We start from the raw sequence: 25,492 nt of genomic DNA, 5'->3' as shown, positions 1-25,492 counted from the left end.
AGCGGACTCCGGAGGATTATATGTGGAGACCGAATAACGGTGGCACAGATACGACACGATGGTATCACTGCTAACCGTTGCCGGTGTCGTTGTCGCCGTGTTCGTCGGGTTCAACATCGGGGGCTCATCGACGGGCGTGGCGTTCGGTCCGGCGGTCGGCTCACGTCTCGTTCGGAAGACAACCGCGGCGACCCTGTTTGTCGGCTTCGGCTTTCTCGGCGCGTGGACCGTCGGTCGGAACGTTATCGCGACGATGAGCAGCAGTATTGTGCCGGCGACCCAGTTTACACCCATCGCAAGCGTTGCGGTCCTGTTTTTCACAGGCGTATCGCTGTTGATATCGAATCTCTACGGCGTTCCAGCCTCGACATCGATGACCGCCGTCGGCGCCATCGTCGGGTTGGGGCTCGCGTCGGATACACTCAACCGGGCGCTGATGTTCGTCATCGTTTCGGCGTGGATCGTCGCGCCGCTGGTGAGTTTCACCATTGGGCTCGTCGTCGGTCGCTACATCTATCCGTATCTCGACCGCTACGTCGCGTTCACGACGTTCAATCTCCACTTCATCCAACTCGACCGCTCGGGGACGATTCCTCGCCCGTATATAAATCCGAACGCGTCACCGCAGGATATCGTCGGGTCACTCTCGGTGGTCACCATTGCCTGCTACATGGCGTTCTCGGCGGGGGCGTCGAACGCGGCGAACGCTGTGGCCCCTCTCGTCGGCGAAGGAGGGTCACTCACCGTTAATCAGGGCGTCCTACTCGCAGTGGGAGCGTTCGGCTTGGGGAGTTTTACCATCGCTCGGCGCACGCTGGAGACGGTCGGGGACGATATCACGGAACTCCCGATTCTCGCGTCACTGATCGTCTCCATCGTCGGGGGCACGGTCATCACGATCCTCTCGTACTTCGGGATCCCCGCGAGTCTCGCGGTTAGTACGACATCGACGATCATCGGGCTCGGCTGGGGGCGAGCAAGTCGGGCTGCGGCGCTTGCGGAGTTAGCGACGCCGGCGCCCGACCGGCCCGAGTTGGACGTCACGACAGGAGCGCTGGTCACGTCACGTGTCGAGGAGGCTCCAGCAAGTCCGACGATCGGAGATCTTGCCCGCCACGAGGAATCCCCAGAGGAACCTGAGGAAATCCCAGACGTTCCGGAAATCGGCGCGGAGGGGCCGGCCGATCTCGACGAACGGAGCCTCTTCAATCCGAACGCGGCCAAGCGGATCGTTACGATGTGGGTGTTGACGCCCTCGCTGGCAGTCGTCGCCTCCTACCCGGTGTTCACGGTCCTGTTGTAAGTTCGTTTAGACGAGGTATTGGCGTAGATGCACGCCTAGACTGCCCGGTCGCGAGCGAAGCGCGACGCAACCGACGGAGCGCCGCGACGTGAACAGCGACCGGCGGACAGAACGCGGCGAGCGGGGTCGTGGTGCCGGCGTCTCGCATTGGTTTGAGCGATTTGTGTATTACGACAGCCCACAGAGACCGCCTCAATCGCTCAACGGAAACACGCCAACTGAGGAACTCCAGAACTAGACGGTTCCGATCTATCGACAGTGACGTATCGTGTGGCAGCCGTTGGAGTCAATAGCAATAATGTATACCAACAGATGGTTTGTATAATATATCCGTTTCCTGTTATACGAGTAGCAGTCATAGACACTCCTGTCCGATATCCGTTCAACGGTCCGACTCGTACTGCTCGAGTTGGGCGAGAAGTTGCGCGTCGCGGTCGGCGACGACTGCGTCGGGATCCGCGTCCGTCCAATCGTAGACGCCCTCGCCGGTCTTCAGGCCGAAGTCGCCCTGCTCGACGAGGTCCGAGACGACCGGGTTTGGATCGGTGCCCCGGTCAAGTTCGGGCATGAGATACGATTCGATGGCGTGGTGGACATCGACCCCGGACTGGTCGACCTTCTCGAAGATCCCCATCGACGGGAGTCGGAACCCGAATCCGGCTTTGACCGCCTTATCGATGTCCTCGGCGCTCGCGATGCCGCGGTCGAGCAACGAGAATGCCTCGTAGCACATGGCCATCTGAATCCGGTTTCCGATGAACCCCGGTACGTCCTTCTCGACCGTGATTGCCGTCTTCCCGATATCGTCGAGAAATGCCGTCATGGCCGCTGCGAGGTCGTCATCGGTCTCCTCGCCTTTCACGACCTCGACCAGCGGAACGATGTGGGGCGGGTTGAACCAGTGCGTTCCCAGCACTCGGTCGGGAGCGTCGGTTGCGGCGGCGATCTCGGTGATCGACAGACCGGACGTATTAGTTGCCAGTACAGTTCCAGAGTCTGTTAGATCAGAGAGCGTCTCGAACACCGTCCGTTTCACGTCCAACTCTTCGGTGACCGCCTCGATGACGAGATCGGCGTCCGCGATGACTGCCTCGAGGTCGGTTCCGCTGGAGACCGCGTTCCGGGCCGTCTCGAGTTCCACTCCCAGTCGGTCGTGGTCGTCGAGTTGCGTGAGCGATTCATGGACGCGATCGTGGGCGGTCTCGAGTCGCCCTTCGTCCTGATCGTGCAGTCCGACGTCGTACCCCTCGCTCGCGAACACCGTCGCGATGCCGTGACCCATCGTTCCGGCACCGACGACTGCGACGCTGTCGGGATCGAATTGCGTAGCCATCACCGGCACCTCGTCGAGCGGGGCCTAAAATCTCATGGACGGCCGTCCATCGACAGGGGCACCGCTGGTGCTCATCTGCGCGACACCCACGTGATCGGTCAGCGCCTGTCCCGCGAACCGCAGCGAGGAGAGCGGCGCCTGCTCGGCCGGTTTCACGACCGTCGTGTTGCCGGCGACCAGCGCCGGCCCGATCGACGCCGGTGTACTACTCGAAGTACTCGGCCGCGCCGATCACGTCACTTCAGGACTGCGAGAGCGGTTTCCCCTGATCGAGGCTCTCGATGGCCTCACTCGAGGGGGTACGTGCTCGAGCGGGGCAGCGGGCGTTGCGAAGCGGTTACTCTCGTCACTCCTGCGGGCCGTAATCGGGGCTGATATCGTCGCGGAAGCGCGCCTCCGCCGAGAGCTGGTGGGCGTGCGTACCCTCGAGTTTGCAGATCTCGGCCGCCCACGGCGCAATTCGAGCGGCCCCCTCCTCGGTCGCCTCCTGATGGGTGAGGATCTTGAGGTACGTACTGACTGTGATGCCGCCGCTGTAGCGGGCGACCTCCAGCGTCGGGAGGCTGTGGTTGGTTCCGACGGCCTTGTCGCCGAAGACGACCGGCGAGTGGTCGCCGAGGAACAGCGAGCCGTAGTTGGTGAGGTCGTCGACGATCGATCGGGGGTCGTCGATCATCACCTGCAGGTGTTCGATCGCGTAGTCGTTGACGACGTCGACGGCGGCGTTCATGGAGTCGGCGACGACGACCTCGCCGTTTTCGTCCCAACACTCGCGGGCGACGTCCTCGGTGCGCAGGTCACTGGCCTGCTCGTCCAGGGCCTCGACAGCCGCCTCGGCGACGTCGTGGTCAGTCGAGACGAGGATCGGCCGCGAGTTGGGGTCGTGTTCGGCTTGGGCGAGCAGGTCGGTCGCGACCAGTTCGGGATCGGCCGTCTCGTCGGTGAGGATCAGCACTTCGGAGGGACCGGCGAGGAAGTCGATGCCGACGTGACCGAAGACCTGCCGCTTCGCCTCCGTGGTGAAGACGTTTCCGGGGCCTGTGATCTTCGCGACGCCGGGGACAGACTCGGTGCCGTAGGCCATCGCACCGATGGCCTGCGCGCCGCCGATGCTGTAGATCTCGTCGGCTCCGGCGCGATCCATCGCGTACAGTTGGGCCGGCTGGATGCTGCCGTTCTCCTGTGGCGGCGCGCAGGTGACGATCCGATCGACGCCGGCTACCTTCGCGGGGACGATCGACATCGCTGGCGCGGCCACGAGCGGGTGGCGACCGCCGGGGACGTACGTGCCAGCGGACTCGACGGGGACGATGCGCTGGCCGAGTTTCACGCCCTCCTCGAACTCTTTTTCGAAGCCCTCGATATGCTCGCGCTGTTCCTCGTGGAACGCACGGACGTTCTCGATCGTGTTGTCGATCGTTTCCTTCTCGGCGTCGGTCAGTTCCGCGGCTGCGGCTTCGATCTCCGCGTCATCAATGCGGAACTCGTCGACCTCGACATCGTCGAACCGCTCGGTGAACTCGTAGAGCGCCTCGTCGCCGCGCTCCTTGACCTCGCTCAGGATGTCGTGGACGGCGTCGGTTACTTCTTGGTCGATCTCGATCGAGGCGCTACCCGCTTCTTTCAGATAGTCGACTGACTCGGACATGCGTACGAGTCAGCCATCCTCCTCGGACGCTATAAAATCCGTGGCTCTCCTTCACGCGCTCTCCCCCTCCGAGCGGTCTCGGTCCGTCCCAATCGAGGGCGAGGAATTATTGTCCGGCCCGCGAAATCGATGTCCGTATGCACGACGGACGAACCGTCATCGTGACCGGCGCGAGCGGTGGCATCGGACGGACGATCGCACTCCGACTCCTCGATGAGGGGGCGAACGTCGCGCTGGCGGCGCGCAGCGACGGCATCGAAGAGACGGCGGCGATGGCCGACGCCGAGGACCGAGCGCTCCCCGTTCGGACGGACGTGACCGAGGAATCGTCGGTCGAGGAGTTGATCGAGCGAACCGAAGCGACGTTCGGCGGTCTCGACGGCGTGGTGAACAACGCTGGAATCGCCGGGCCGACGGCTCCCGTGACGGAGGTCGACGCCGACGACTGGGACCGGACCATGGCCGTCAACGCGAAAGGGCCGTTCCTCGTCGTCAAGCACGCCGCACCGCTGCTCGCGGCGAGCGATCGCGGGAGCGTCGTCAACGTCTCGTCGATCAGCGGGAAGCGGCCGCTCGAGGACCGGACGCCGTACACTGCGTCGAAGATGGCCGTTATCGGGCTGACGCGGACGCTCGCATTCGAACTCGGCGACGACGACGTGACGGTCAACGCCGTCTGTCCCGGTGCGACGAAGGGGCCGCGCATCGAGCGCGTCATCGAGAACCAGGCCGAGCAACGCGGCATCTCCTACGAGGAGGCCAAACGGGAGGTGTTCACCGACGACGCGGCGCTGGGCGAACTCGTCGACGCTGCGGACGTTGCGGACACCGTCTCCTTCTTACTGAGCCGGCAGGCACGTCACATCACGGGACAGGACATCAACGTCGACGCGGGAACGGCGTGGTACTGAGGGGGCGAGTGCCGACTGCCGGTCGGTCGGCTCGTGCGTTTAGGACCGATCATCGGTTTGGCCTTGAGCGATCGCCGGGACGACCCCACCGCGCTCACTCGGATGAAACGACCGCGGAGTACTCGTCGTTCAGCGGCGGAATGTCCGCGAGCAGTTCGACCTGTTTCGTGAGCGCGCTGACCGCGTACGGACCCTCGTCGGCGTCCGGACCGTAGTCGACGGCGTAGTAGGGCGTGTAGACGAGTTCGAGACGGTCGAGCGAGGTTTCGGGTCGCTTGACCGGACGATACGTGCGATCGATGTAGGAGAACAGCCATTCGTCCCACTCCGCTTCGGCGTCGTCCTCGTCGTACTCGATCGGGACGACCTGCGATTCGGGGATCTCGCGGGTCTCGATGTCGGGGAGGGTAACGTCGACTTCGCCGACGCGGCCGGTCGCCGCGTCGACCGCGGCGACGAACTTGTCCTCCTTCTCGCCGAGCCCGACTCGCTGGAGCGTCACCGTCGTGTAGGCCAGATAGTCGGGATAGTAGAGCACGGTGACGGTCGGCTCCGACTCGTCCGCACGACCGAGAAGGGACCGAAGCGTCGACAACAGATAACTCGTCACCGTCAGGCGATCCGTCCGCTGGACCGCGTCGTCGGCGTCGATTCGAGGCTCGAAACACGGGATCTCCATCATCGGCAACGAACCACGACGCCTACTTATACTGTTCGCTGTTCCGGACGGCGCGTCGTCGGTCGGGTCTGATTCGGCCCCGCGCCGGCGTGGCGGCCGCTGTGCAGTCGTTGTGCGGACCCGGCGGTCGCATCCGAGGAGAAAACGAAACGGAAGCGTACGAGCCGTGAGGGCTCACACTGGCGTCGATCAGTCGTCGTCGACGACGCCGTCGGAGAGTTCCGTCGAACCGCGGAAGATCTCGTTGCGGTCCTCGACGGGCATCGGCTCGGTGAACTTGTTCGTAATGAACGTGCTGAAGCAGCTCACGAGGAAGCCGATCCCGGTCGCCGCGAACGGGTTCTCGTTGTACGGGTAGAGTCCCTCGTACAGCCCCATCTGCGGGCCGAGGTGGATCGCGAAGTAGACCGCGAAGCCGGCGACGAAGCCGACGAGCGCGGCCGTCTTCGAGGTGGACTCCTTGAGGCTCCCGACGAGGTACGGACCGCTATAGGCGGAGATGATGCCGCCGATACCGATCCACATGAAGATCGAGAGGTACTGTGGCGGCGTCATCACTGCGGCAACGGCGGCGACCGTCACGACGACCGTCGCGATTCGCGATATCAACAGCGCGCGCTGGTTGACCTCGTCGCTCGAGGGATCCCCGCCCTTCCACGGGACGTACGTCTTGCGGTAGAAGTCGTTGGCGAAAATCTGCGAGACAGAGATGATGAGCCCGTCGGCCGTCGAGATGATCGCGCTCAGGATGGCGACGCTGAGGAACGCGGCGACGACCGCCGGCATCGTCTCGGCGAACAGCACCGGGACGATGGCATCGGCGTTTTCGACCTCGATACCGTTGGCGGCACCGAGGGCCCCAGCAAGGTACATCAGCGGTAGCACCATCCCGGCGACGCCGGCGGTGAGCATGAACTTCTTGATGTACTGCGTACCCTTGATCGCGAAGAACTTGTTCCCGAGGTGGGGCTGGGCAGTGAACCCGATGTGGGCGATAAAGAGCAGGAGGATCGCCCACCAACTCGAGAAGGTTGGATTGTCCGGGTTGGTGTGGGTATCCCACTGTTGGGCCGGCTCGAGGTTGGCGTTGACGGCACTGATACCGCCGTCGAGTCCCCAGCCGGTCAGGACCATCACGAAGACGAGGATGGCGATGCCGACCATGATCGCGCCCTGGACGGCGTCGGTGATGATGTCGGCGTTACTGCCCCCGAAGGTGAGATACAGCAGGAGTAGGCCACCGGCGAACCAGATCCCGACCTCGTAGTCGAGGCCGAGGATGGTATCGAACATGTGTCCCGCTGCGACGACCTGCGACATGACGTAGAACAGCAGGAACAGGGCGATGAAAGAGGCGAGCAGTCGGAGCGTCGGACTCCGGAACCGGTCGCCAAGGAAGTCCGGAATCGACTGCGACCCGGCCTCGTCGCCAACCTTCTTGGTGATGCGAGCGACAAGCATCATCCCGAGGTAGGCCCCGATGGGGTAGATCAGCGCGTAGTAGCCGGCCTTGAACCCCATGTCGTAGGCCATCCCTGGCATTCCCATGAACGTCGATCCGCTCGCGACCGTCGCGGCGTAGGCGAACCCGAGCGCAAGGAAGCCGAAGCCGCCGCGCGCGGTCGCGTAGTCGTCCTGCGACGTGGTCTTCTGCCAGCCCCAGTAGCCGAGGCCGGCGATCATCACGAGATACATCGCGAGGAACACCCACGAGTAGGTGACGACGGTGTCGGAGACTGCCATCACTGACCACCCCCACGATCGGCCCGCCGTTCACTGCTCTCTTCGATAAGATCCTCGATCTTCATCACCCAGATGGCGACGGCGATGAAGTAGAGGATCGACGTCACTAGCAGCACCTGTAATACGTTCATTGCTACCACTACACCCCAGACTCACTTACAAACAAGATAAATGTAACGATCTATTGCCTAGCTCGAACGTCGAATTGGCACCCTATTGTCAGTAGTCTGCCAGACTTAGCTCGATCGCATTGGCCGTCCCCGTGACGATTTCCGGCAGTTCGGTCCGGAACCGTTCGCCCCGAAATCGGTTCTTCGGCCCAGAGACGACGATCGAGCCGAGGAGGTCTTCCCCGACGATGATCGGACTCGCGACGGCACGGAACCCATCGAACGTCTCGTTATCGTTGAGCGCGTATCCGCGTTCGCGGATCGTCTCGAGTTCCGCCAGCAGTTCCTCGATATCCGTGATGGTGTTTTCCGTCCGTTCGGGGAGTGGGTACTTCTCGACGATCTCCCTGACGCGAGGTTCCGGAAGGTGGGCGAGGATTGCCTTTCCCGAGGCGATGTCGTGGAGCGGTACGCGTCGACCGATCTCGCCGTACGGCTGGACCGCGCGGTCGCCCATCGCCTTCTCGATGAAGACCCCCTTCCCGTACTCCTCGACGGTCAGCCAGACGATCTCGCCCGTCTCCTCGGCCATCTGTTCGAGGGAGGGTTTCGCGACGTTCGCCAGCTCGAGTCGGTTCTTGGCCTGGATCCCGTAGTTGAGACACTTGAGGCCGACCCGGTACGTCGAGTCCTCCTTGATGAGGAACTCGTGTTCGACCAGTGTCGTCAGGTGGTCGTGGGCCGTACTCTTGGCGATCCCGAGGTGATCGGCGACCTCGGTCGCGCCGGCCCCCTCAAGTTCGTGGACGGCCTCGAGGACACCGAATAGGTTGTTCGCCGACTTGACGGTCCGACTCGGGTTGTCCGACATCGTTGTCGTTCGAGGCGGGCCCGGATAATAAGGGGTGTGGTCTCGATCGGAGCGGGATCCGGCGTTTCCGAACGCGAGTTCGAACACAGCGATTCGATAAGCCGGTTTTGGCGCGTAATTGCTGGCCTCCGTTCGGAAATAGCGGATTCGATATCCATCACAGGCCGACGGGTATTGATATAGATTTGCTAACGATCAGGCCGTTCGACGGCGAAATATGCGTGGCGGCTACAATATATTACACGTATACGTTTGTAATTTCACCCGGCGTTCGGGAATACCGGACGCGCGGCGAGGGGTCGCACAGATGTAGAATTAAGTGGACGGTCTCGTTACGTCCCAACACGGATGTACGAACCAGATACGGTGTGGGATTTCGCTATTGCGGACCAGATCAAGTTCGGACTCGGATCGACCGCCGAGTTGGGGGACGAACTCGAGGCCCGCGATGTCGAGCGACTCCTCGTGATCACAGACGAACAACTCCGCGAACAGGGGATCGTCGACGACGCCACCGAGTCGGTTCCCGAGACCGTCGACGTGACGACGTTCGACGGCGTCGAGTCGGATCCGGCCATCGATGTCTACGAGTCGGCGCTCGAGGCCGCCGCCGACAGCGACCCCGACGGCGTCGTCGGCATCGGCGGCGGGAGTTCGCTGGACGTAGCGAAGGTGACCGGCGCGCTCGCCGGGACGGACCGAGACGTCCTCGAGTACGTCGCGCCGCCGGTCGGCGGCGGCCGACCGGTTCCCGACTCCGAGATCCCCGTCTTCGCCGTTCCGACGACCGCCGGAACCGGCTCCGAGAGTTCGCCCGCGGCGGTCGTCTCGCTTCCAGACCGGGAACTCAAGGTCGGCATCTCGAGTCGCCACATCTATCCGGATCTGGCGATCGTCGATCCGTTACTGACGGTGTCGCTGCCGCCGGCGATCACCGCCTCCTCCGGGATGGACGCGCTCACGCACGCAATCGAGGCGTATACGACCCGGCGATTCGATACGAAAGAAACACCGGCTCACGCTGGCGACCGTGCCGATTACGGCGGCCGAACCCAGCTCACCGACCTCTACGCCGAGAAGGCGATCGATCTCATCAGCGGGAGCCTCCGTCAGGCAGTGAATAACGGCTCGGATGTCGAGGCGCGCCGCGATATGTCACTGGGCAGTCTCCTCGCCGGCATCGCGTTCACCAATGCCGGGCTGGGCGCGACCCACGCGATGGCCTACCCGGTCGCCGGCGAGAACCACACGCCCCACGGCGTCACCGTCGCGGCACTGCTCCCCTCGGTCATGCGGTACAATTCGTCAACGGCGTTCAGCCGCTACGCAACCATCGCCGACCTCATGGGCGAGCGCGTCGAGGATGTCAGCGACCGCGAGGCCGCCGACCGCGCCGCCGCAGCGGTCGAAGCGCTGTCGGCCGATATCGGCATCCCCTCAGGGCTCGCCGAACTCGGTGTCGAAGAGGACGACCTCCCGCGGTTGGCCGAGAAGACCGAGGAGATCCAGCGACTGCTGGTCGGCAACCCTCGACGCGTCACGACCGAGGACCTCGAGTCGATCTTCGAAAACGCGCTGTGAGGTCGCTCGAGACGGTAGACCTGCGTGTGGTTTCAGGAACGGACCGATGAGTAGCGTCGACCGAGGATCGATCGACAGTTACACCTCCGTCTGATCGACGCATCGAACGAGAAGGTAGCAGACGAGGATCATCGAAACCCCAGATATGTTACTATGTGAGAGATCTGTCTATATTCAATAGTTACAATATCTAGTTAATTGCTCTTAGCGTTTACCGATGTTTCGATGGTTGTCGCAGCCGTGACGATAATGACTAAGAAATTCACGTCTCGGACGTGTATCCTGAAGTAGTGGGATTGGTATGGTTCTCTGATCGAGTTTCAACTGCGTACGGACTAGATGGTACTACAGGGCTCGTCACGCCGTCACCGTCTCCACATCTTTCGGTACCCCTTATATAGATACTATTACAGAAGGGGCCTCCTACCTATTCTGTGACTATCCGACAAGCGGTAAGTACAGGAGACGGGGCTAGTAACCGACTCCCCCTGTTCCGAGCGCTCTGCGCTGAACCAGTTGCTCAATAGAGGGGAGTAGTCTATCGGCGCTTCAGTAGCACCGAAATGAGCATAACCGCCGCAAAGGAAATCGTCGGACGGCGTTGACACCCGACTGGAAGCGATTCCTTCGGAATCACCCAGTCTGAGCGGGCTTCGTTCTCTCGAAATTTCGCCGAGGGCGCGACTCCGTTGCGCTCGTGGTTCGACAGGCGCTTCGCACCGTTCGTCATCACGGAAGACGCTCTGGGTCTTCCGAGCGATAGCGCAAACGTTTGGTTCGCACTGAGTGACTCGTCTCAGTCAGTCCGAACTCTCGCTCGGTTGCGGTCGGCTTTCAGAGACGGTATGGCGGGCCACTAAGACGAGCGCCATCACTGTCAGCAGCGCCGCGACCAACACCAGTCCCGTTCCCGCTGAGAGCCCGACTAGGGCCGCGACATCAGCGTAGAACGTAAAGAGGAGAAACACTGGGAAGAGGGTCCCGATCGCGTATCGCCACGGGACCGCCAGTGGGCGTGAGAGCTGTCCCGCACCTTCGAGGTACTCCTCGATCGCGGCCGGACCGAGGACCCAGGCCGTGTACACCATGAACCCGGTCAGGCCAAGCACCAAGAGGAGATCGACGAGGTGGTCCGCGAACAGCGTAAACACCGCGGGGCTGAACGCGTTCACGCCGCCGGTGAGCGCGATCAGCGTGAAGAGACCCCCGGTCGCCGTCGAGCGCTCGAGGTCGAACTCGTCGACCAGCAGCGAGACCGGAATCTCGAGCATGCTGATTAGACTCGTCAGGGCTGCGAGGAGAACGACGAGGAAGAAGGCCGCGCCGAGAAGTCGCCCGCCGGGTAGGCTCGCGAACGCGCCGGCGATCCCGATGAATAGGGCACCGGGGCCGCCCTCAGTCGGGCCCGACGCGAACGAGAACAGCAACGGAAACACCACGAGTCCGGCCAGGATTCCGATACCGAGATTGAACACAGCGATAGCCGAGGCGTCGAGGGGCAGCGAGCGGTCGTCCTCGACGTAGGAGGCGTAGGTGATCATCGTCCCGCTGCCGATCGAGAGAGTGAACAGCGCCTGGCCGGCGGCCGCTCCCAGTACCGAGAGGAAGTTCTCCGCGAGGTAGGCACCGTCGAATTCGAGGTAGAACTCGTATCCCTGTGCGGCGCCGGGTTGTTGGGCCGCCCAGATCGCGAGTGCGCCGAGCAACACGACGACACCGGGAATCATCACCTTCGTCGTCGCCTCGATGCCGCGTCTGATCCCCGCGGCGACGATCAGAGACGTGGCCGCGAGGACGGCGAGTTGGTAGCCGAACGCTTCGGCACCGTAGCTGATCGCCGCGAAGTGGGTTTCGGGATCCCCGAAATAGGCACCCGTCGCGCTCTCGAGGAAGTACCGGAGGATCCATCCGCCGACGACGCTGTAGAACGACATCAGCATGATCGAGGTGACGACACAGAGCACGCCAAACGCCGTCCAGAAACGCGATCCGGCGAGCGATTTGAACGCCCCCACTGGGTTCCGATTCGACCGTCGCCCGATCACGAATGCGGCCAGCAATCCCGGCACCCCGACGACGAGGACGATGAGCAGATACAACAGCAGAAAGGCGCTCCCGCCGTTCTCCGCGGTCATCCAGGGAAATCGCCAGATGTTCCCCAGTCCGATCGCGCTTCCGACCGCGGCCAAGATGAATCCGGCGCGACTCGCCCAACTCTCACGTACCATCCTGTCTCAAGGAATCGACTCGGCGCGCATAAGAATTGTTTATCGGTGACTCAGTTCATTCGCGGTGACATGGAATCAGGTACTCTGAACACGACGCGTAACCCGGTCAGTTCGCACACGTAGTACTTGAGGGCTGGGGGCTCTAATGCCGGTCTCTGGCCGGCGTTTTTCGAGACACCGCATCTCTTCGTGCGACACTTACTCAGATCCAGCAGCCAGTACTGAGAGGAAACTCTCACTCAGTCTCGGCGACGATTCGGTACTGACCTCGAATGTCACCGCTCGTGTCGACAGCGTCTTAGCGATCTCCCAGCGCTGCTTGAGTGTGAGGTCGTCGCGTTCAAGGACTTGACGAGAGCCTGAACAAACTGCATAGTCGCCGTCCGCCCTGATTCGCATACTCGTACACACGTCCCCGAAATCCTCGTTTTTTCGGCTCACTGAACGGCCCATTTCGGTCCAAAATCGGCGGAATATGTCGGCTATCCAGATACGAACGACAGCTCAAATAACGGACCGACTCACGATATGCACACGACGAGTCACGACTCATGTGCACATTCGGGAAACGGATTCTGTCGACGTGCAACCCAACGGGAATTGAGTCGAAAGGTTGCTTCATCATTTTCTATTCACTCAGAGGTTGACTGAATGCCGCGATAACTAAGCGTGCGCACTATTTGACGGTCTCTAGTCCATAACGCTCGAGTACGTCATCACCACAACTGCTTATGGAGCGAGGTGATGTCTCTCTTCTATGACCGACTCGAGTAACGACGAGTTCGACCCATCAGCACCGGACCAACGAGAGATCGGCCGCGAAATGGTCGACGACAGTACGGGACTCGGTTCAGTGATGGCCCACGCCTATCGCGGCGAGATAGACCGAGTGGGGACGTGGCGGCAGCGCCTCGACGAGTCGACGACGTGGGCGGTGACGCTGATGGCGGCGATCCTGACATGGGCGTTTTCGAGTACCGATAACCCACACTACATCTTGCTGATCGGGATCGTCGTCGTCACCATCTTTCTGGGCATCGAAGCGCGGCGGTACCGGGACTACGACGTCTTTCGCTCTCGCGCTCGAGTCATCCAGGAGAATCTGTTCGCAAACGCTCTCGATCCGTCCCAGGGCACCGAAAGTCACGACTGGCGGGCGGAACTGAGCAGGGACTATCGCAGGCCGACGCTGAAGGTCTCGGTCGCCGAGGCACTCGCGAACCGGCTCCGGCGCGTGTACCTCGCGCTGATCAGCGTCCTCGTGGTCGCGTGGATCTTCAGGATTACAGCGTTCGCGCCGCGCCAAGACTGGCTGACGACCGCTGGAATCGCCCGTCTCCCCGGGATCGCCGTGGTTGCCGTCGTGGGCGCGTTCTACGTCGTACTGCTGGCCGTCGCTTTCTGGCCCCGCGAGCGCCACGCCAAGGGTGAATTCCGTGAAGGGGACACGGATGACTGGAAAGAGACGGACCGATGACTCCGTTCGCTGTACTGAACGGAACCTAAGATGGCCGACTATGATCTCATTGATGTGACCTGATGATACGAACGTGAGGTTCTACGAAATCGTGGAGTCGGATTAGAGGCCGCGAATCACCTGCCACTGATCGCTAACAATCCGTTCCAATGACGAAGAGGAAGGGATCCTCAACTGTCTTCTTACTCCGAACGAAGAACCTGCATACTGGACTGCGTCACGCAGAGCCGAAACTCAGCAGTTGAGAAACCGATCTCGAGACGAGCGTGTGGACCGGCCGGGTTCACGAGTTGCTCAAGTACTTTGATATCGATCACTTGGTAGAGTTGGCACTCGTCACGATTGGAGTCCGCCGTTTCGAGCGTATCGACGATTTCGAAGAGGAGTTCGGGATCACTCATCTATCATCACCTCGTCGACGATGTCGATACTCTCCGCCGCTGTCGAACTGATCCGCTCAAGCAGATCAAGAGTGTGATGGTGGAATGCCTCTGTGAGACACAGGTCGCCGTCCCCGGAAAATCACAATTTCCAACAAATGGACGAACTAGCGATGGCGGATACAGTTGTTTTCCTCTGTTTGTCACGCTCGAGAGGATTTGATCAGCTTTCTCAGAAGCCCTTATAACGTGTCATCTAATATTGACAGTAAATGACTTCATCTCCTCGAACGGATGTGGACCCAGAAGTTCGAACCCGCATCCGTCAACAGGAGGTCGTAGCCGAACTCGGGCAGCAGGCACTCGAGACTGACGACCTCGATCAGTTGATGCATGACGCCTCAGTCGCGGTCGCTAAGACACTCGACAACGAATACGCGAAAGTCCTCGAGTTGCTCCCTGGTGATGATGAAGTATTTCTTCGACAGGGCGTCGGATGGCAAGACGGTGTCGTCGGGAACGCAACGGTGCCAACCGATCTGGATTCACAGGCAGGCTATACGCTGCTATCCGAGGAACCAATTCTCGTCGATGATCTCCGGACTGAAGACCGGTTTTCCGGGCCGGAACTGCTCACCGATCATGACGTTGTAAGCGGAATCAGCGTCATCATCGGTTCGGTCGAGAACCCGTGGGGCGTACTGGGAACGCACACGACCGAACAACGTGAGTTCACACAGCACGATGCCAATTTCGTCCAGAGCGTCGCAAACGTCCTTGCGGCGGCGATCGAGGAGACGAAAACAAAGCAACGACTCGATGAACGGGAGAGCGAATTCGAGAAGACGTTCAATCGAATCACGGACGCGTTCATCGGATTAGATCCGAGCTGGGAGATTACGTACGTCAACGAGCGAGGATCAGAGATACTCGACCCAGAGCACCAAGGGCTGGTCGGGAAGAACTTCTGGGATCCGTTCGAGCCAGCGCTCGGAACGACGTTCGAGGAAGAGTACCGGAAAGCGATGGAAACACAGGAGCCGACATCGTTCGAAGAGTACTATCCACCACTCAGCATGTGGTTCGAGGTTCACGCCTACCCCTCCGAGTCGGGTCTCTCGATTTACTTCCGGGACGTCTCAGAACAAAAGGAGCGCGAACAGGAACTCGAACTCTTTCGGACGCTACTCGATCACTCTAACGACAGCGTATTGGTAACCGATCCGGACACTGGTCAATTCTTAGACGTTAATGAGACGGCCTGTCAACAACGCGGTTACTCGCGAGAGGAGCTACTGCAGCTCTCGGTACCCGATGTCGAGACCGAAATCGCTGACCGAGAGGAGTGGCAGTCATTTATGAAGGATCTGAGATCCGAGGATCAGGTGACCTTTGATGGGAGACACAGACGAAAGGACGGAACCACCTTCCCAGTCGAGGTCAATGTCTCCCTCGTCAAATTGGAGCAGGAGTACGTACTCGCCGTTGCACGTGACGTTACTGAGCGCAAAAAGCGCGAGAAAGACCTACGGGAGACCAAGAGGCAACTGGAACTGGCAACGAAGGCTGCGTCCGTCGGACTTTGGACGTGGGATATTCGAGAAAACGTCGTCACTGCAGATGAATATCTCGCGGAGTCGTACGGCATCGATCCAGACGAGGCCGTGGAGGGCGGACCAATGGAACAGTTTTACGAACCGATCCTCGAAGAAGATACGGAACAGACGTGGGAACAGCTCGAGCGGGCCGTCGAAGAAACGGGTGAACTCGAGACGGAGTACCGGATTCGGGATGCAGAGGGGGACGTGAAGTGGGTAGTCGCTCGTGGCAAAGTAATCTATGACAACGACGGCGAGCCAGTCCGATTGAACGGTGCGGTAACCGATATCACAGAACGCAAGGAACGCGAACGCGAACTCGAACGGGCACACGACCTGCTCGATAAGACCCAACGCATCGCGGATGTCGGTGGCTGGGAGATCGACCCAGAGACGAAGGAGGTGTTCTGGACCAAGCAGATCTTCGATCTGCTGGAGGTTCCCGACGACGAGGAACCATCGATCGACGAAGCGATCGATATGTACCATGAAGACGACCAGTCGATCGTCGAGACCGCCCTTGAGGAAGCGCTCGACACAGCCGAGCCCTTCGACGTAGAGGTGCGGATCCGAACGCACGGCGATGAGATCCGCTGGCTTCGGCTGCAGGGTGTCCCAGAGGTCGATGACGATGGGGATGTCGTTTCGTTCCGCGGGGCGGCTCAAGACATCACTGGACGCAAGGAACGCGAACGCGAACTCGAGACCTTATTCGAGGTGCTTCCGGTTGGCGTCGTCGTCGCGGAGGCCGACGGTGAAATCATCGAAGCCAACGATACCGCACACCAGATCTGGGGTGGAGACGTATTCGACGCCAACTCCGTTGAGGAGTACGAACGGTATCCGGTGCAGTGGGCCGACTCAGGCGAGCGGGTTCCGCCCGAAGAGATGACCCTCGCACGCGTACTGGACGGCGAGGAGGTCACCGAACCCGATATCTTCGAGATCGAAGCTGCCGACGATGAGCATCGGATCGTTGAACTCCAAGGGATGCCAATTCGGAACGATACTGGCGATGTGATCCGCGGCGTGGTGACGTTGAGCGATATCACCGGGAGGAAGGAAGCCCAACGCCAGCTCGCTGAGTCCGAACGACTCTATCGAACGTTGGCAGAACACTTCCCGAACGGGGTCGTTGGCGTCTATGACTTCGATCTCCGCTATTCGTTGGCGGCAGGTGAACTAATCGGAGACCCTGCTCCCAGTGTGAAAGAAGTTGAGGGATCGAGGATGCCGGATCTCTACCCGGACGAGGTTGTCGAAGACCTCGAGCCACTGTTCCGTGCAGCCATTGAGGACGGCGAGACCGGCAGTACCCGAGCCACTGTTGTTGGCCGACGCTGGCAGGTATGGGCAACGCCGCTGCGGGACGCTAACGGTGAGATATTTGCGGGGTTGAGTTTCGCTCAGGACATTACCAAGCAGATCGAACGTGAGGAAAAACTCGCGGAACTTGTCGAAAAACTCGAGGAATCGAACGAACGTCTCGAACAGTTCGCATATGCAGCCTCACATGACCTCCAAGAGCCACTTCGTATGGTCTCGAGTTATCTCCAACTCCTCGAAAGTAGGCATAGTGATGACTTCGACGATGACGCAGAAGAGTTCCTCGAGTTTGCCGTCGACGGCGCGGATCGCATGCGCGATATGATCGACGGACTCCTCGAGTACTCGCGAGTAGATACACTGGGAGACCCGCTTGAGCCGGTTGATTTGGATCATCTCGTTGCAGAGGTACAGGAAGATCTACAGATACAGATTGCCGAGAGTGGCGCTCAAATCACAACCCAGGATCTTCCCCACGTAGAAGGTGACGACAGTCAATTGCGCCAAGTCTTCCAAAATCTCTTTAGTAACGCGATCACGTATAGTGGAGACAAGAAACCGAAAGTCCACGTCGAAGCTGATCGGCGGGGACAGAAATGGGAGATTTCAATCCACGACAACGGTGTCGGCATCGATCCCGACGACCAGGACCGCGTCTTCAAGGTATTCCAACGGCTCCATAGTCGTGAGGAGCATTCCGGGACTGGAATCGGACTGGCGCTCTGTCAGCGTATCGTTGAGCGTCACGGCGGCAGGATTCGGGTAGACTCCGAACCCGGTGAGGGATCGACGTTCTCGTTTACGCTTCCGGCAGTTGAATGATTGACCGCCACCCGCGCCTGAAGACGCGGGTATACGCTCCCACTATGTATCACACCACTCGACAAAGGCGTTGAGACGGTACTTGTGGTTCTGGAGCGTCTTCGCGCTGATTTCGCGTTCGAGGTGTGAGACGGAGAGGTCGACTGCCTCTCGGGGTGAGATCGGATCGAGGTCGTCGCTCATCGTGTATCACCATTCTCAACGTTCGTCTGTCCTGATCGGAAGCGATACTCTGAATTTGATTTGTGTGCTATGTACCCACATGGGTAGAGTGAGTGAGCTACTCCGGTACGCGGCCGGACTCGTCTTGATCGCGAGTGGTATCGTCGGGACGATCGCGTCCCTGATGGGGGTCGAGACGATCTCGCCGGCATATTTCGCCGTTGCGATTGCAGCTGGAGCAGGAGCGCTTCCCGAAGCGGAACATGCGTTATGTCGCATCCGTAGTCGACTTCCCGTATAGGGAGGTGGCGATGACCTTGAGCGTTACCTAGTTGGCCGTTCCGGGTTGCCTGCATCCCGGACAAGAACCGCGGGGAATCTAGTTTTTTCGGTGAGGATCGAGGGGGATATCGGGGAGATTCTGTCTGACTCTACTGGCTTTCGGACGAGCTGTTCGCTGGACGATGTCACCGCGCATCTCATGGCCGAATTTGAGCAAGCACGTCAACTCCGAACACCTAGGAGAGTACCAGCGAGATGGCTGGCCGGATACCGACGCTGCTCGAGAAGGGGAACAGAAAGACGACAGCGACGAATCGGCTGACAAGTCAACAAGACACCTCTTCCATTCATTCGCTGGTAACACCGTTGTAACCTGCCTATATGGCCAGTGGAGTTATTCTGAAACGGACTCGAGATGATAATGGCGAGGGGAGAGGACCAAGTCGTTTCCCCACAACCGGTCCATTCCGAGACATCAGTACCTCGCCTTCCGAGATCGATTACGTTCCGACGTGATGTCAATGGCCAAATTGTTTCGATCTCGGATCCACCCCTAGAGGCACATCTCAACGGGGAGGGGGCTCAAACGCTGACATCCCCCTGTTGGCGTTTCTCCGATGCGTGAGTTTATACGAGAAGCCGTGGTCAACGCCGGCGATGCTCACTGAACGACAGGGGGACCTCCTCGTCGCCGTCACACTGACCGAGTTCTCAGTCCACTACGAGAGCGCCGATCCCGAACTCGCCGAACAGGCGTGGCAGTTGGCCGCTGATCGCCTCGTCGATCACGACGTTGAGCCCGCGGGGCCCGTCGACACGCTCGAGATAGGATAGCTATCGCTCGGCATCTGATTGCCTCGAGAAGACCTCAAAAGGCCGCCCGGATGGGCACAGGGGGATGGCCGCCGGGCGGATACAGGACATGGTTGGGGTAGGGTACGGGTGCTGATTCCGTGTCGCGCAGGAGAACGCGACAGTGAATATGTTCGTCCAGATCTATATCAACGTCGCCCCGATTCCGAGTGAGCAAGAATCGTCCCACTGGCCATGTAAAATTCCGCTGGCGACCATCAACGAGATGACTGGCCGGATACCGCTGTTGCTCAGGAAGAACAGAATCCGGCGGCCGTGCCGTCTCACTTCGAATCTGAGAGGACATCACCGACGTACTGGTCTTCCCACTCTCGACGGGCTTCGAGTTCGCGTTGACCACGCGCTGTGATCATGTAGTAGTTCGTCCGACGATCGACTTTACACTTGTCGACGACCTCGTCGAGGTTAGGATACAGCCGCCCGTGGTGGATCTCGTTCTCGTAGTACCCTGGTAGCTCTCTCGCCAGTCTGTAAGCCTGTTAACAGTTGCTGCGTTGGCTTCACCCGGAACGTGTCTCGCTTCTCAAACTAGCTCAACTAGACAGTATCTATTCAACTGATCTGTTACTTATTATCACGCAACATTCTGTCGAGCCAAGAATCAAGCAAGCACGGGTCTCGTGACGTACAGTTGGAACGGTTGTGGTTGGATGCGGCACGTCAAGACAGGTGACGTTCGACTGCTGCGGGTGCTGAAAGCAAGCAATCCACCCGGCGATGATTATGGCGAGGCAGTGATGGACTCGTCGGTTTGTCTCTTTTCAGCAGGCACACGTGCGACGGTCGTGATCGCGCGAGGGCTTCGAGATGTGGCTTGCTGAATATGGTGTTGGAACGTTGTATAGCCGGCCTGGGTGAACATTTGGTCGGCTTTGTCCGTATCATAAAACAGCATAATAGCGTCAGCAATACGTTTCAAGATCGGATTGGACGGATAATCTGGCCCGATGACAAGCACCTGCCCGCCTGGTTTCGTCACCCGGCGTATTTCTTTGAGACCTTGCACTGGGTGTGGCCAGTATTCGATCGATCCAGAAGACCAGACGATATCAAAGGTGTTGTCCGCGAAGGGAAGCCGTTCAGCGTCGCCCCTGTGGAAGTTCACTTGGTCATGCTTTCCGAACTTCTCAAAAGCTTTCTCCATCTGGTGGATGCTTTGGTCAAGCGCATAGACGTCTTCGGCATGGTCCAGTAATCCAGCAGTGCCAAAGCCAGTTCCACATCCGACATCGAGTACTTTATCGTTGTCACCAAATTCTAGCCACCCGAGCGCTTCCGAACGCATCTCGTCGTTCCAATTCACCTTATTCACGTGATCGTATACTTTCGAGAGGTACTTATAGAAGATTCGAGCTCTCTTCTTATTATCTAGGAGTTTCATTGCTGGCAGTTTATATTGAAAGAACATAAGTTCGGCTATATTATCTACTGATCATCCAGCCCTGCTATCCCAACACGGTATGGGAATCCCCGGCATGAATATCGGGGGATGTCATCTTATTGTCCCACAACCGTCCAGAAACCCCAGACAGTGATCGGGATGAATACGATCCAGTTGTATTTTGGCATGTACGAGAGGGCATCAGCTAGCTCAATATCCGTAGTGGCTGTATACAGGATGTGAGCGGGATAGATGAGAAAAAGGAGTCCACCGATTACATTTACCGTGGCGATAAGGAACATTGAGATAAACCAGACGCAGCCACAGTACACGAGTGTTTGTCGTTCTCCGAGGACGGTCGCAATCGTTTGGAGTCCTGCGTTCTCATCGGGCTTGCGGTCGACGAGTGCGGCTAGGGTGTGATACCCCATGGCCCACATCCAGAACCCTATAATAGCCGCGAGTGGGGGATAGGACCCGCTGATCGCGACATATGCTGCGACGGCGGGAAGGAAGAACCCGCCATTGACTATCGAATCAACAAACGGAACCTGTTTTAAGCGAAGCGGCGGAGCATTGTACGCCAGTATAAGAAGCATTGATGCAGCAAGGAGCAGAAGGACTCTTGGTGAAGTCGTGACCAGGGCAACTGTCCCGACTAAGAGACCACTACTGAAGATGGTAGCCACGATGGTAGTGTCCGATTTGAATACCGTTTCGATACCATCCGTGTCATTTTTTCGTGGATTTAAACTGTCTGTATCCGTGTCGAAGATGTCGTTAGTCCCATAGACGAAGAGATTCATCGGGACTGAACAGTAGAGGATAAACCAGAGAGCAATTGGAGAAAAAACTTGAGTGACTGAGTCAGCTGCGTACAGAACTGCAAAGATTACTGGAACAGTCAGATGGTCCCAGTGGTGGGGCCGAGACAACCGGACGATTTCTTTGAACTGTCTACTATATCGCGATGCACTTCGTCTACTATCTGAGGCAATTTCATTACTCATTCTACAATTTTCCTTTATTGGCCCCTATCTTATATAAATTCTCACACCATTATACTAGGATTATCTGCGGCCCCAGGGATAGTCATCGTTGAACAGCCAGCGAAGTTATAGATATAGCTACATAAATACGAAGATTCCCAGCGAGCACCGCGAGACGGTCTATGCCTTTACGGGTTATGTTCTCGTCATGAGTATTCTTGGTACATCGCTCATGCAGTACTCCCACCAGATTGAGTCCATTGCCGTTTCGCTGTTCGAACGAGTCTGCAACGGAACTACACGACTGACCGATAATTGAGTGGTGAGCGCCAGACTCTTCTGCGAAACGCTCAACAATGCTATTCCCGGATTATTAGAGAAAATCAGACATGAGTACACATATGTAGTAACTGAACAAGAGAACCCTAACTAGGAAGGTGTCACAGAAAAGTCGATAGCTGGCTCAAAGCAAGATATGCAAAGCGCGCAGGATACTAACCGGATCGTAGCAATCTGTACCGATTGCAGTTCATCATATGCTGCTCGCCTCTGGCCTGATGGGGAAATCCGATTGATTGGAACCGGTGCTGACTGTCCCTGTGGCGGAACCGAATTTCAACAAGTTCGGTGATTAGTACTGGCAAGACAGTTAACGTGGAATAGTCTGGAGTTTTGAGAGATGAATCTCCCAAGATACTTGCCGCAGAAATAATATGGTGGAGACTTCTAACCTCAAAGAGAGTGCACAGTGCTCGTTGTCCCCAATGCGATGACGGACTGGGTGAACAAATATGTCTCTGAGGGAGAAACAATAGCAGACTTTGAGTGTGTAGATTGTGACCACGAATGGTCACTTACATTGTAGCTCAATCGGACTATTCTTGTGCGGAAATTTTCGCCTTGTCTTAGAAAGAATAGGCTGTTCAGTTCGCATGTGTAGTGAGCGTGTGTTTCATGGTGGAATATATCTGAAAATAGGATTTCAACAGAGCCCTATGATCGAAATGAGAGACACCACCCCTGAACGGAAGTGGCAACACCACGTTTAACCGTTTTGCCCACGAAATAATTCTCAGTGAGTCAACCGGCCGAAGACAACGATCAGCGCGGCTCAGTGAGGTTGGAGAGCGGCCTTAAAGCGCTGCGTCAAAGTCCAGCGTTCCGCGGCCCGGGCGATCCACCTGAGGACCACGATCACGCCAACGATCATCTTGCGTTGCTCTATGAGGATTCTGACGACCAGTTCGCGGCCGCAATCCCCTTCATCCGCCAAGGGCTCGAACGCGGGGAGCAGTGCCTGTACGTCGCTGACGACAACTCCCGGGACGAGGTCTTGGCGGCAATGCGGGCGTACGACATCGACGTGGATACCGCGCTCGAATCGGGCGCACTCTCTGTACTCACACCAGCAGAGACGTATCGCCGGACCGGTGAGTTCGATCGGGACACAATGCTAGAGTTCTGGGAGGATTCCCTCGAGGAGGCGAAAGCCGACGAGGGCTATACGGGGCTCAGGGCAGCCGCCGAGATGACGTGGGCACTCGAGGGGGACACGAGCTCGGATGAACTCGCCGAGTATGAGGGGGTTCTCAATCCACTCTATCAAGACGAGGATTACACGGTGCTGTGCCAGTATAACAGCGAGCGGTTTTCAGCCGAGGTCATCCACGACGTTATCAAGACGCATCCCCATCTCATCATCAACAACACCGTCTCTCAGAATTTCTACTACACGCCGCCCGAGCAGTTCTTCGATTCCGAGGATCCGGAGACGAAGGTCAATCGGATGACGCAGACCCTCCAGGAGCATACTGCCGCGAAGACGGAGTTGCAGGAGCACAGAGAGTATCTCCGCGAGCTCTACGAGGTGAGTGCACGTAGCGACCTATCGTTTGAGGAGAAACTCCGGGAAATTATCGAGCTTGGCTGCGACCGATTCGACCTTGAATACGGAGGACTCGCCCGCATTGATCCGGAGACCGATCTGTTCGAGATAGAGACCATAAACAGGGAACACGAACACCTCATTCCAGGGAAACAGTATCCGCTCTCCGAAACCTACTGTCAACTAGTCACGGACGACGGAAAAACTGCTACTGTTACTGATCCAGCGAGCAGGGGATTCGAGGGCAAACTCTGCTACGAACAGTTCGGCGTCCAGACGTACCTTGGAACGCATCTCGAACTCGACAGCGACACCGACCGGACCTTCTTCTTCCTCTCGAACGAGCCCCGAGAGGAGTCGTTCTCGGCAGCTGAACGCACCTTCCATCACCTGATGGGGCAGTGGGTACAGTACGAACTTGATCGCCAGCAACGCGAACGCGAGCTGCGCGAACGCACGGAACATCTGCAGGCGTTGATCGAGACCACGCCTGACTGCATCAAGACTGTTGGTCCTGACGGCACCCTGCTACAGATGAACACAGCTGGGCTGGAGATGGTGGAAGCCGAGTCAGCGTCGGACGTGATTGGCGAATCCGTATACGACCTGATCGCCCCTGAGGACCGCCAACGGTTCCGCGAGTTCAACGAACGGATCTGCCAGGGTGAGAGCGGTACTCTGAAATTCGATATTATTGGACTGGACGGGACGCGCCGGCAGATGGAAACACACGCGGCGCCGCTCTCCCGTCCCGACGAGACGACCGTGCAGGTGGCGCTGACGCGCGATATCACCGACCAGGTCGAACGCAAACGCGAACTCGAACGGGCACTCGATCTGCTAGAGAAGACTGAGCACATCGCAGACGTCGGCGGCTGGGAGATCGAACCGGACACGAAGGAGGTGTTCTGGACCGACCACATCTTCGAACTCCTCGAGGTGGATACCGACGAAGAACCACCGCTAGACGAGGCGCTCGCTATGTACCATGAGGAGGATCAGCCGATCGTCGAGGGCGCGGTTGAAGAAGCGCTCGACTCTGGTGATCCCTTCGACGTGGAGACGCGGATCCGGACAGAGAACGGTGACGTGCGCTGGCTTCGGCTCCAGGGTGTTCCAGAGACTGTCGATGATGAGGTAATTTCGCTCCGTGGGGCGGCCCACGACATCACCGAGCACAAAGAGCGTGAGCATCAATTAGAAGAATTAATCGGCAAACTCGAAGCGTCGAACGATCGACTGAAGCAGTTCGCATACGCGGCCTCCCACGATCTGCAGGAGCCGCTGCGGATGGTCTCGAGCTACCTGCAACTCCTTGAGAATGAATACAGGAACGACCTTGATGCGGATGCGCAGGAATACATCGACTTCGCGGTTGATGGCGCCGATCGGATGCGGGCGATGGTCAATGATCTCCTTGCTTTTTCGCGGGTCGAACAGACCGACGGGGAGTTTGAACCGGTCGACTGTAATAGACTCCTCGAACAGGTTACAGATAATCTCCAGCTAAAAATTGAGGAAAACGACGCGGATATCAGTGTCAAGTCACTCCCGACAGTATGGGCTGACAGCGAGCAGCTGGAGCAGGTGTTCTCGAACCTTCTCTCGAACGCCATCAAATACAGCGATGACGAACCACCTGAGATCGAGATTACCGTCGAAGAGCAGGCAAATCAGTGGAAGTTTGCGGTCGCCGATAACGGGATCGGGATCGATCCAGCCAAGACCGACCAGATCTTCGAGGTATTCAAGCGACTGCATCACGATAATGAGTACCCGGGCACTGGAATCGGATTGGCGTTGTGCCAAGAGATCGTGGAGAACCACGCCGGTGAGATCTGGATGGATTCTGAACCTGGTGAGGGATCGACCTTCTTCTTCACGATTCCGAAACAGGCGACAGCCTGATT

The 25,492-nt window shown here is 58.6% G+C and carries 21 protein-coding genes and 1 pseudogene; 8 read left to right on the top strand and 14 right to left on the bottom strand.

All coding sequences use genetic code 11. The features are described from left to right. The first annotated feature begins 58 nt into the window (after window positions 1-58). A complete protein-coding gene (locus ACT4ML_RS15565; RefSeq protein ID WP_444721684.1) occupies window positions 59-1,303 on the top strand; it encodes an anion permease in 1,245 nt (414 codons plus the stop codon). Window positions 1,304-1,685: 382 nt separating this feature from the next. On the opposite strand, the gene ACT4ML_RS15560 is transcribed toward ACT4ML_RS15565, so the two are convergent. From ACT4ML_RS15560 to hisD, 3 genes are all read right to left on the bottom strand, one after another. Further along, entirely contained in the window at window positions 1,686-2,636 is a 951-nt protein-coding gene (locus tag ACT4ML_RS15560; protein WP_444721683.1) for a 3-hydroxyacyl-CoA dehydrogenase family protein, read from the bottom strand. A gap of 24 nt (window positions 2,637-2,660) precedes the next feature. Beyond that, a complete protein-coding gene (locus tag ACT4ML_RS15555; protein ID WP_444721939.1) occupies window positions 2,661-2,828 on the bottom strand; it encodes an aldehyde dehydrogenase family protein in 168 nt (55 codons plus the stop codon). Window positions 2,829-2,982: 154 nt separating this feature from the next. After that, window positions 2,983-4,284 carry a histidinol dehydrogenase gene (gene hisD / locus ACT4ML_RS15550; RefSeq protein WP_444721682.1) on the bottom strand — a complete coding sequence of 434 codons (1,302 nt, stop codon included), beginning with the start codon at window positions 4,282-4,284 and terminating at the stop codon, window positions 2,983-2,985. A 137-nt stretch (window positions 4,285-4,421) separates the two neighbouring features. Here hisD and ACT4ML_RS15545 point away from each other — a divergent pair, with 137 nt between their 5' ends. Next, the gene (locus ACT4ML_RS15545) at window positions 4,422-5,195 is read left to right on the top strand and encodes an SDR family NAD(P)-dependent oxidoreductase (protein WP_138247193.1); all 774 of its coding nucleotides are present in this window, start codon (window positions 4,422-4,424) and stop codon (window positions 5,193-5,195) included. Between the two features lie 94 nt (window positions 5,196-5,289). Here ACT4ML_RS15545 and ACT4ML_RS15540 read toward each other — a convergent pair whose 3' ends face one another. The 4 genes from ACT4ML_RS15540 to ACT4ML_RS15525 form a co-directional block, all read right to left on the bottom strand. Further along, window positions 5,290-5,877, bottom strand: coding sequence for a hypothetical protein (locus ACT4ML_RS15540; protein ID WP_444721681.1), 588 nt, complete (start codon window positions 5,875-5,877; stop codon window positions 5,290-5,292). A gap of 186 nt (window positions 5,878-6,063) precedes the next feature. Beyond that, entirely contained in the window at window positions 6,064-7,617 is a 1,554-nt protein-coding gene (locus tag ACT4ML_RS15535; RefSeq protein WP_444721680.1) for a sodium:solute symporter family protein, read from the bottom strand. Next, entirely contained in the window at window positions 7,617-7,748 is a 132-nt protein-coding gene (locus ACT4ML_RS15530) for a hypothetical protein (protein ID WP_255647810.1), read from the bottom strand. Before ACT4ML_RS15530 ends, ACT4ML_RS15535 begins: the two co-directional genes overlap by 1 nt. An 88-nt stretch (window positions 7,749-7,836) precedes the next feature. Continuing rightward, window positions 7,837-8,598: an IclR family transcriptional regulator gene (locus ACT4ML_RS15525; RefSeq protein ID WP_444721679.1), complete on the bottom strand. Its 762-nt coding sequence runs from the start codon at window positions 8,596-8,598 to the stop codon at window positions 7,837-7,839. A gap of 348 nt (window positions 8,599-8,946) precedes the next feature. Between ACT4ML_RS15525 and ACT4ML_RS15520 the strand changes: the two genes are divergently transcribed. Next, the gene (locus ACT4ML_RS15520; protein ID WP_444721678.1) at window positions 8,947-10,179 is read left to right on the top strand and encodes a hydroxyacid-oxoacid transhydrogenase; all 1,233 of its coding nucleotides are present in this window, start codon (window positions 8,947-8,949) and stop codon (window positions 10,177-10,179) included. Between the two features lie 800 nt (window positions 10,180-10,979). On the opposite strand, the gene ACT4ML_RS15515 is transcribed toward ACT4ML_RS15520, so the two are convergent. Next, window positions 10,980-12,407, bottom strand: a complete 1,428-nt coding sequence (locus tag ACT4ML_RS15515) for a sodium-dependent transporter (RefSeq protein WP_444721677.1) — start codon at window positions 12,405-12,407, stop codon at window positions 10,980-10,982. A 198-nt stretch (window positions 12,408-12,605) separates the two neighbouring features. Continuing rightward, entirely contained in the window at window positions 12,606-12,806 is a 201-nt protein-coding gene (locus ACT4ML_RS15510; RefSeq protein WP_444721938.1) for a hypothetical protein, read from the bottom strand. Between the two features lie 358 nt (window positions 12,807-13,164). Between ACT4ML_RS15510 and ACT4ML_RS15505 the strand changes: the two genes are divergently transcribed. Next, the gene (locus ACT4ML_RS15505) at window positions 13,165-13,884 is read left to right on the top strand and encodes a DUF2270 domain-containing protein (protein WP_444721676.1); all 720 of its coding nucleotides are present in this window, start codon (window positions 13,165-13,167) and stop codon (window positions 13,882-13,884) included. A 182-nt stretch (window positions 13,885-14,066) separates the two neighbouring features. On the opposite strand, the gene ACT4ML_RS15500 is transcribed toward ACT4ML_RS15505, so the two are convergent. Continuing rightward, window positions 14,067-14,285, bottom strand: a complete 219-nt coding sequence (locus ACT4ML_RS15500; protein WP_444721675.1) for a hypothetical protein — start codon at window positions 14,283-14,285, stop codon at window positions 14,067-14,069. Window positions 14,286-14,536: 251 nt separating this feature from the next. On the opposite strand from ACT4ML_RS15500, the gene ACT4ML_RS15495 reads away from it, so the two are divergent. Continuing rightward, window positions 14,537-18,010 carry a PAS domain S-box protein gene (locus ACT4ML_RS15495; protein ID WP_444721674.1) on the top strand — a complete coding sequence of 1,158 codons (3,474 nt, stop codon included), beginning with the start codon at window positions 14,537-14,539 and terminating at the stop codon, window positions 18,008-18,010. A 42-nt stretch (window positions 18,011-18,052) separates the two neighbouring features. Here ACT4ML_RS15495 and ACT4ML_RS15490 read toward each other — a convergent pair whose 3' ends face one another. Beyond that, window positions 18,053-18,193 carry a hypothetical protein gene (locus ACT4ML_RS15490; protein WP_444721673.1) on the bottom strand — a complete coding sequence of 47 codons (141 nt, stop codon included), beginning with the start codon at window positions 18,191-18,193 and terminating at the stop codon, window positions 18,053-18,055. 918 nt (window positions 18,194-19,111) lie between these two features. Here ACT4ML_RS15490 and ACT4ML_RS15485 point away from each other — a divergent pair. Continuing rightward, on the top strand, window positions 19,112-19,288 hold the full coding sequence (locus ACT4ML_RS15485; protein WP_444721672.1) for a hypothetical protein: 177 nt from the start codon (window positions 19,112-19,114) through the stop codon (window positions 19,286-19,288). Between the two features lie 302 nt (window positions 19,289-19,590). On the opposite strand, the gene ACT4ML_RS15480 is transcribed toward ACT4ML_RS15485, so the two are convergent. The 3 genes from ACT4ML_RS15480 to ACT4ML_RS15470 all read right to left on the bottom strand — a co-directional run bounded on the left by ACT4ML_RS15480 (window position 19,591) and on the right by ACT4ML_RS15470 (window position 21,718). Then, window positions 19,591-19,794: a PadR family transcriptional regulator gene (locus ACT4ML_RS15480; RefSeq protein ID WP_444721937.1), complete on the bottom strand. Its 204-nt coding sequence runs from the start codon at window positions 19,792-19,794 to the stop codon at window positions 19,591-19,593. A 254-nt stretch (window positions 19,795-20,048) separates the two neighbouring features. Next, window positions 20,049-20,708, bottom strand: a complete 660-nt coding sequence (locus ACT4ML_RS15475) for a methyltransferase domain-containing protein (protein WP_444721671.1) — start codon at window positions 20,706-20,708, stop codon at window positions 20,049-20,051. A 116-nt stretch (window positions 20,709-20,824) separates the two neighbouring features. Beyond that, a complete protein-coding gene (locus tag ACT4ML_RS15470; protein WP_444721670.1) occupies window positions 20,825-21,718 on the bottom strand; it encodes a prenyltransferase in 894 nt (297 codons plus the stop codon). 151 nt (window positions 21,719-21,869) lie between these two features. Between ACT4ML_RS15470 and ACT4ML_RS15465 the strand changes: the two are divergent. Together ACT4ML_RS15465 and ACT4ML_RS15460 are read left to right on the top strand one after the other, a co-directional pair. Beyond that, window positions 21,870-22,016: pseudogene (locus ACT4ML_RS15465) on the top strand (cation:proton antiporter); the annotation flags it as partial. Between the two features lie 756 nt (window positions 22,017-22,772). Further along, window positions 22,773-25,490 carry an MEDS domain-containing protein gene (locus ACT4ML_RS15460; RefSeq protein WP_444721669.1) on the top strand — a complete coding sequence of 906 codons (2,718 nt, stop codon included), beginning with the start codon at window positions 22,773-22,775 and terminating at the stop codon, window positions 25,488-25,490. Window positions 25,491-25,492: the final 2 nt, after the last annotated feature.

This window comes from Natrinema sp. LN54, assembly GCF_052439245.1.
Lineage (GTDB): Archaea > Halobacteriota > Halobacteria > Halobacteriales > Natrialbaceae > Natrinema > Natrinema versiforme_A.
The sequence above is the reverse complement of the archived record's forward strand: the minus strand, read 5'-3'. Positions and strand labels throughout refer to the sequence as shown.

What these genes read in the sequence shown, in the direction of transcription:
- ACT4ML_RS15565 (WP_444721684.1), top strand. Translation starts at nt 59, where the DNA reads ATGGTATCACTGCTAACCGTTGCCGGTGTCGTTGTCGCCGTGTTCGTC.
- ACT4ML_RS15560 (WP_444721683.1), bottom strand. Translation starts at nt 2,636, where the DNA reads ATGGCTACGCAATTCGATCCCGACAGCGTCGCAGTCGTCGGTGCCGGA.
- hisD (WP_444721682.1), bottom strand. Translation starts at nt 4,284, where the DNA reads ATGTCCGAGTCAGTCGACTATCTGAAAGAAGCGGGTAGCGCCTCGATC.
- ACT4ML_RS15545 (WP_138247193.1), top strand. Translation starts at nt 4,422, where the DNA reads ATGCACGACGGACGAACCGTCATCGTGACCGGCGCGAGCGGTGGCATC.
- ACT4ML_RS15540 (WP_444721681.1), bottom strand. Translation starts at nt 5,877, where the DNA reads ATGATGGAGATCCCGTGTTTCGAGCCTCGAATCGACGCCGACGACGCG.
- ACT4ML_RS15535 (WP_444721680.1), bottom strand. Translation starts at nt 7,617, where the DNA reads ATGGCAGTCTCCGACACCGTCGTCACCTACTCGTGGGTGTTCCTCGCG.
- ACT4ML_RS15530 (WP_255647810.1), bottom strand. Translation starts at nt 7,748, where the DNA reads ATGAACGTATTACAGGTGCTGCTAGTGACGTCGATCCTCTACTTCATC.
- ACT4ML_RS15525 (WP_444721679.1), bottom strand. Translation starts at nt 8,598, where the DNA reads ATGTCGGACAACCCGAGTCGGACCGTCAAGTCGGCGAACAACCTATTC.
- ACT4ML_RS15520 (WP_444721678.1), top strand. Translation starts at nt 8,947, where the DNA reads ATGTACGAACCAGATACGGTGTGGGATTTCGCTATTGCGGACCAGATC.
- ACT4ML_RS15515 (WP_444721677.1), bottom strand. Translation starts at nt 12,407, where the DNA reads ATGGTACGTGAGAGTTGGGCGAGTCGCGCCGGATTCATCTTGGCCGCG.
- ACT4ML_RS15510 (WP_444721938.1), bottom strand. Translation starts at nt 12,806, where the DNA reads ATGCGAATCAGGGCGGACGGCGACTATGCAGTTTGTTCAGGCTCTCGT.
- ACT4ML_RS15505 (WP_444721676.1), top strand. Translation starts at nt 13,165, where the DNA reads ATGACCGACTCGAGTAACGACGAGTTCGACCCATCAGCACCGGACCAA.
- ACT4ML_RS15500 (WP_444721675.1), bottom strand. Translation starts at nt 14,285, where the DNA reads ATGAGTGATCCCGAACTCCTCTTCGAAATCGTCGATACGCTCGAAACG.
- ACT4ML_RS15495 (WP_444721674.1), top strand. Translation starts at nt 14,537, where the DNA reads ATGACTTCATCTCCTCGAACGGATGTGGACCCAGAAGTTCGAACCCGC.
- ACT4ML_RS15490 (WP_444721673.1), bottom strand. Translation starts at nt 18,193, where the DNA reads ATGAGCGACGACCTCGATCCGATCTCACCCCGAGAGGCAGTCGACCTC.
- ACT4ML_RS15485 (WP_444721672.1), top strand. Translation starts at nt 19,112, where the DNA reads ATGCTCACTGAACGACAGGGGGACCTCCTCGTCGCCGTCACACTGACC.
- ACT4ML_RS15475 (WP_444721671.1), bottom strand. Translation starts at nt 20,708, where the DNA reads ATGAAACTCCTAGATAATAAGAAGAGAGCTCGAATCTTCTATAAGTAC.
- ACT4ML_RS15470 (WP_444721670.1), bottom strand. Translation starts at nt 21,718, where the DNA reads ATGAGTAATGAAATTGCCTCAGATAGTAGACGAAGTGCATCGCGATAT.